Origin of the sequence: Arthrobacter sp. STN4, from assembly GCF_024539665.1 — a bacterium.
Classification (GTDB): Bacteria; Actinomycetota; Actinomycetes; order Actinomycetales; family Micrococcaceae; genus Specibacter.
The window spans coordinates 1-1507 of record NZ_JAKZGX010000069.1; the positions used below are offsets into that span (position 1 = coordinate 1).

Here is a 1507-nt window from a genome sequence, read left to right on the forward strand (position 1 = left end):
CTGATACGAAAATAGGGTGAGTTAGGCTGCCTGGGTGAGGGTGACCTGGTATCCGAGTTGGTGCAGCTCGTTGAGGGCGTGTTGGCGGGTTCTGTCGGCGTTGGCCTGGGTGTAGCGTCGGATGGGTGGTTCGTCGTAGCAGACGCCGTTCGCGAGCATGTTCCAGACGGCGGTGATGATGGTGTGTTCGGTGGCGACGATGGCGCGGGGCTTGCCGCGGCGGTTGGCTATCCTCTTGTAGCGTGCACTGAGGAAGTTGTCCTTTTGCTTGGCGATGTTCAGCGCGGCTGTTCCGAGCCCGCCCTTGAGGTAGGTGTTGCCTTTCCGGGTCGCGGCGGGCTTGTGGCGGCCGGCGGATTCGTTGTTGCCGGGCGCGACGCCGGCCCAGGCGGCGAGTTGGGCGGCGGTGGGAAACGCGGCCATGTCCGCGCCCGTTTCGGCAATGATGACCTGTGCGGTGAGTTCCTTCACGCCCGGGATCGTGGAGAGCAGTTCGATCTCGGGGCGAAAGGGCGCAAACGCCTCGGTGATCTGCGCGTCGAGGGCGGCCAGTCGTGCGTCCTGGGCATCGAGCTCGTCGAGGTGGAAGGCGACCATGAACGCGTCGTGGCCGGTGAAGCGGAGCCCGGTCAGGGCCTGCTCCAGTTCCTTGGCCTTGTTCTTCAGCCGGCCCTTGGCGAGGGCGGCCAGCACCTTGGGGTCACGTTCGCCGTTGGCCAGGGCGTGCAGGATCAGCTTGGAGCTGACCCCGTTCAGGTCCGAGACGACGGCGGAGAGCTTGGTTCCGGTGTTCTCCAGGTACTTCTCCAGCCGCTGCAGCACGGACGCCCGGTAGTGGGTGAGGGTGGAACGGGCCCGGGTCAAATCCCGCAGCTCCCGCACCGGTGGGGGCGGGACGAACGAGGGTGCCAGCATCCCCCACGAGGCAGTCTTGGCCAGCCAGGCCGCGTCGGAGACGTCCGTCTTGCGGCCCGGCAGGTTCTTCGCCTGGCGGGCGTTGACCAGCTGCACCGGCACGGTGTCCTCGAGCAGGTAGAAAAAGGGCTTCCAGTAGTCGCTGGTGGATTCCATCACCACCAGCTGGAGATGCTCACGCTCAAGGTAGGCCTTCAGTTCCAAAATCTCCGGGACCGTTGAGCCCCAGGTGGTGACGATCGAGCGGAAGGTGTTCCGCCGCTTCGAGGGCACCCTGACACACACTTTCGCGTCCCGCTTGGACACATCGATCCCGGCCACGCGCGGGTAAATCACGTCATTCGCTTCCATCTCACACACCCGAACCATCCTGAAGGGACACACCCCGGGAAGGGGCGTGGGTCTGTGAAGGGGAGGGCGGGATAAAACTAAGGAATCTGATACGCGTGCTCGAAGCAACAGTCCACGGCGCCCATGGAAACCCTCCGCGCCAAGCTGGGTCACAAGCTCTAAGGCATCACAGATCTACCGGCGTCGACGATCACAGACACCACCATCATCAGCCCCAACCACGCCACCAGGCAAGGACCCG

1 protein-coding gene is annotated in these 1507 nt (G+C 64.5%); it reads right to left on the reverse strand.

Going from position 1 to position 1507, the window contains the following annotated elements; all coding sequences use genetic code 11:
* Positions 1 to 21: 21 nt before the first annotated feature.
* Complete coding sequence (locus MMF96_RS19340) at positions 22 to 1266, reverse strand: IS110 family transposase (protein WP_256884468.1); 1245 nt, start codon at positions 1264 to 1266, stop codon at positions 22 to 24.
* Positions 1267 to 1507: the final 241 nt, after the last annotated feature.

Bases quoted from the DNA above. Each gene is read 5' to 3' on its own strand.
- MMF96_RS19340 (WP_256884468.1), bottom strand. From the start codon at position 1,266: ATGGAAGCGAATGACGTGATTTACCCGCGCGTGGCCGGGATCGATGTG.